This is a genomic window from Flavobacterium sp. FG19, assembly GCF_057809475.1.
In genome coordinates this window covers 1-4310 of record NZ_JBMDKA010000066.1, presented here as the reverse complement: position 1 = coordinate 4310, position 4310 = coordinate 1, and the positions used below count along the sequence as shown (strand labels likewise).

General features: G+C 33.3%; 4 protein-coding genes and 3 tRNA genes. 6 read left to right on the top strand and 1 reads right to left on the bottom strand.

All coding sequences use genetic code 11. The features are described from left to right. Positions 1 to 132: 132 nt before the first annotated feature. Entirely contained in the window at positions 133 to 1917 is a 1785-nt protein-coding gene (locus ACODST_RS27670) for an ABC transporter ATP-binding protein (RefSeq protein WP_488935326.1), read from the bottom strand. Positions 1918 to 2606: 689 nt separating this feature from the next. On the opposite strand from ACODST_RS27670, the gene ACODST_RS27665 reads away from it, so the two are divergent. The 6 genes from ACODST_RS27665 to ACODST_RS27640 all read left to right on the top strand — a co-directional run bounded on the left by ACODST_RS27665 (position 2607) and on the right by ACODST_RS27640 (position 4119). Further along, positions 2607 to 2681, top strand: a tRNA-Val gene (locus ACODST_RS27665). Between the two features lie 59 nt (positions 2682 to 2740). Then, a complete protein-coding gene (locus ACODST_RS27660; protein WP_488935325.1) occupies positions 2741 to 2992 on the top strand; it encodes a GIY-YIG nuclease family protein in 252 nt (83 codons plus the stop codon). Further along, positions 2991 to 3052 (top strand) — tRNA-Lys (locus tag ACODST_RS27655). The genes ACODST_RS27660 and ACODST_RS27655 overlap by 2 nt, the downstream gene beginning before the upstream one ends. Before the next feature lie 64 nt (positions 3053 to 3116). Next, the gene (locus tag ACODST_RS27650) at positions 3117 to 3395 is read left to right on the top strand and encodes a GIY-YIG nuclease family protein (protein WP_488935324.1); all 279 of its coding nucleotides are present in this window, start codon (positions 3117 to 3119) and stop codon (positions 3393 to 3395) included. Continuing rightward, positions 3394 to 3455: transfer RNA gene (locus ACODST_RS27645), tRNA-Lys, on the top strand. The genes ACODST_RS27650 and ACODST_RS27645 overlap by 2 nt, the downstream gene beginning before the upstream one ends. A 226-nt stretch (positions 3456 to 3681) precedes the next feature. Then, positions 3682 to 4119, top strand: coding sequence for a hypothetical protein (locus ACODST_RS27640; RefSeq protein WP_488935323.1), 438 nt, complete (start codon positions 3682 to 3684; stop codon positions 4117 to 4119). The last annotated feature ends 191 nt before the right edge of the window (positions 4120 to 4310 follow it).

Below are 4310 nucleotides of genomic sequence, written 5' to 3'. Positions count from 1 at the left end.
TTTACAGTTTACAGTTTACAGTTTACAGTTTACAGTTTACAGTTTACAGTTTACAGTTTACATAAAAAAGCTTCAATTTTCATTGAAGCTTTTTTATTGGAATTTGGAATTTAAAAAATTTGGAATTTTTATTTAAGAGTTACTAAACTGCAGATTACTTAGGTTTTTATAAATTCCGTTTTCAAGATTTATCAGTTCCTGATGTGTTCCCTCTTCAGAAATTTTTCCGTTGTCCAGAACCAGGATTTTATCTGCATTTCTGATTGTTGAAAGTCGGTGAGCAATGATAATACTAGTTCTTCCTTCCATTAATACTTCTAAAGCTTCCTGAACCAGTTTTTCACTTTCACTGTCCAAAGATGAAGTGGCTTCGTCTAAGATTAATATACTTGGATTTTTAAGCAAGGCTCTTGCAATAGCTATACGCTGACGCTGACCACCTGAAAGTTTAACACCTCTTTCTCCAACCAGTGTTTCAAACTTTTCCGGGAAACCATCAACAAAATTAAAAGCATTGGCTTGTTTAGCGGCAGCTATGATTTCATCATTTGTAGCGTCTGGTTTTCCGTAAGCGATATTCTCTCTGATTGTCCCGCCAAAAAGAATAACGTCCTGCGGTACAATACTCATGTTACCACGAAGGTCTTCCAGATCATAATCGTAGATACTTTTACCATCAATTGTAATCTCTCCGGAAGTAATATCATAAAATCTCAATAAAAGGGAAGAAATGGTTGATTTTCCTGCGCCGCTTGGCCCAACAATCGCTATTTTCTGTCCGAATTCTGCCTTGAAATTTACATCCTTCAATACCTGAATCTCCTGACGTGTTGGGTAGCTAAAAGCTACATTACTGAACGTAACATTGCCTTTTATCTTTTCCTGATCTTTGTTTGGAGTTGAATTGATTTTTTCCGGGCTTTCGTCTAATAATTCAAAAACTCTTTCGGTTGCTCCAATTGCTTTTTGTATTTGAGCATATAACTCAGCAATTCCGCCAAAAGAAGCTCCTACGAAGGTTGAATATAATACGAATGAGATTAATTGTCCTACGCTCATTTCTCCGGCTATGCTTAAACGAACACCAAACCAGACAACAGCTACAATGGCACCAAATAAACAGAAAATAATAAAAGAAGCAAAGTAACCGCGATATTGACCGCCTTTGATGGCCAGTTTTACTACGTCGCTGATTTTTCCTTTGTAACGGGCAATTTCGTACCATTCGTTAGCAAAAGCTTTTACAATACTAATGCCCTGCATAGTTTCTTCTACAATTACCTGACTTTCGGCAACCTGATCTTGTACTTTTTTTGAATATTTTCTAATAAACCTTCCAAATACTACGGCCGCAATAGCGACTAAAGGTACTACCGAAAGCATTAATAAAGTGAGTTTTAAACTTTCGGTTGCCAGTAGTATGATTCCTCCAATGATGAGGATAAACTGACGCAGGAATTCAGCAATAGTAGTCGTTAAAGTATCCTGAATTTGTGTGATGTCGGCACTAATACGGCTATTCAATTCCCCAACCCTTTTTTGAGAGAAGAACGTCATTGGCAGCTTTACCAGATTGGTGTATAAGGCAAGACGAAGGTTAGCCAGCGTATTTTCGGTAAAATTTACGAATAACGACAATCTGAAAAAGGAAAAGAAGGATTGTAAAAACAGGATTCCAATTAATCCAAAAGCAATCTGATTGGCCTGATCGTTGTTTTTATTTTTCACACAATCTACAAGCATTCCCATTAATTTAGGAAAGGCAAGGGCAGTGGCACCTGTTAAAAGTAGAAAAATCAATCCAATGAAAAATTTCCATTTATGGTTTCCTGCGTATGTAAATATGGTTTTTGCTTTGTTGAGTGAAGTAGCCGTTATTTTTGATTTGGGTAAATCATTTTCTTTAAATCGTGCCATTAGAGTATACTATTTTTAGGTATGCAAATGTATGACTATAGCAATTCACAACAAAGTAATATTATGAATTAGAACCCCCGAATTTATTTTTTAACGAAATTATAAGAAAACGAGAATTTCTATTTGTATTTTTTTTAAAGTGGAATTGATTTTAATAAAGATGATGAATTTGCAGAAGTAAGAGTAAATAATATTAAAATAATTACTCTTTTTTTTCTAAAAAAGGCTTGCAAATATAAAATCCAGCTTTATATCTGTAATCACTAACAGATTAGTAAGACAGGGCGATTAGCTCAGCTGGTTCAGAGCATTCCGATTTTTATCGGAAGTGATCGCAGATCGAACTTTCCTATTGAATTTACAGTGGTTTGATAAATAATATAATTGAAGATATCCTTCTTTATCTTTCTAAAAAAGGCTTGCAAATATAAAATCCAGCTTTATATCTGCACTCGCAATCACAAAATAACAGCAAGAATAAAATAGGGCGATTGGCTCAGCTGGTTCAGAGCATTCCGATTTTTATCGGAAGTGGCCGGGAGGCGAACTTTCTTATTGAATTTGCAATAGTTTGATAAATAATATAGTAGAAAATATTTCTCTTTTTTTTCTAAAAAAGACTTGCAAATACAAAATCTAGCTTTATATTTGCACTCGCAATCAGAAAATGATAGCAACCTTATAAAATAGGGCGATTAGCTCAGCTGGTTCAGAGCACCTCGTTTACACCGAGGGGGTCGGGGGTTCGAACCCCTCATCGCCCACAAAATTCCAAAAACTCCAAAGTCATTAGATTTTGGAGTTTTTTGCTTTAATACACTTTATGGATTTTATTGTTTACATATTATTCAGCGAAAGCAGGAATAAATTTTATATTGGTTTTACCTCCAATTTAGAAGAAAGACTTATTCGTCATAATCAAAAAAGTAAAGGTTTTACCGGAAATGTAAATGACTGGAAAGTAGTTTACACCGAAAACTATGCAACAAAAGAGCTGGCATATAAAAGAGAACTACAGATTAAATCCTGGAAAAGCAGAATTAAAATTGAGGAATTAATTAAAATCAAAGATTAGCTCAGCTGGTTCAGAGCATTCCGATTTTTCATCGGAAGTGGTCGGGGGTTCGAACCTTCCGATGAAAAATCGGAACAAGCTATCATCGCCCACAAAATTCCAAAAACTCCAAAGTCATTAGATTTTGGAGTTTTTTGCTTTAATACACTTTATAGGTTTTATTGTTTACATATTATTTAGTGAAAGCAAGAATAGATACTATATTGGATTTACTTCTGATTTAGAAGAAAGACTTACTCGTCATAATCAAAAAAGTAAAGGTTTTACCGGAAATGTAAATGACTGGAAAGTAGTTTACACCGAAAACTACGCAGCAAAAGAGCTGGCATATAAAAGAGAACTGCAAATTAAATCCTGGAAAAGCAGAATTAAAATTGAGGAATTAATTAAAATCAAAGATTAGCTCAGCTGGTTCAGAGCATTCCGATTTTTCATCGGAAGTGGCCGGGGGTTCGAACCTTCCGATGAAAAATCGGAACAAGTTACTATCACCAAGAAATTCTGTCAACTCTATTAAAATCATATCGATTTTTCTTTATTCACTTATTTCGTAAATGACTTTATGTAATTTTTATTAGTTCCTATGTTAAGATCGATAATGTTTTTCTTTATTATTGTAAACTTTTATTACTTAGATTGATATAGTTCACGAAAAGCATAATAAAAACTAAAACTCTTAATTTACATCTATGAGAATTGTTGATAATAAGCAAATTTGGAAAGGCTTTTTTACATATCTACAAGGATATGAGGTTATTGACAGCTATATAGAAGTAGAATTTCAAATGGAGCTGACTTTTAATAACAATTCATTTACAGGAACATCGACCGATTCCGAATCCAAAAATATTTTCGTAGAACCTATTTTAGTAAAAGGATTTATTGACAACGATATAATTAGCTTTATTGTAAACTATCCCTACAATTATTACAAAGACGAAAATGGAACTATTATAGTCGATAAAAATTTGCAGCATCCCAATATAGAGTATCTTGGTTTTTATGATGAAAGTGAGAAAAAATATGCAGGTACCTGGGAAATGATAATTTCTGAAGAGATAGTTTCTGAAGATCAGTATATAGAGGAAGTTGTAAATGGAGAATTTGAAATTTACAGAGAAAAATAAAAATAAAATAAGTAGGGGTAAAGTTACTTATTAAATTTACAGCAGTTTGATAAACAATACAATAAAAAAATATTTCACTTTTTTGGAAAAGGCCTGCAAATACAAAATCCAGCTGTGTATTTTTATTGGCAATCAGAAAATGATAGCAATCTAGTAAAATAAGGTATTTAACTCAGCTGATTCAAAGCATT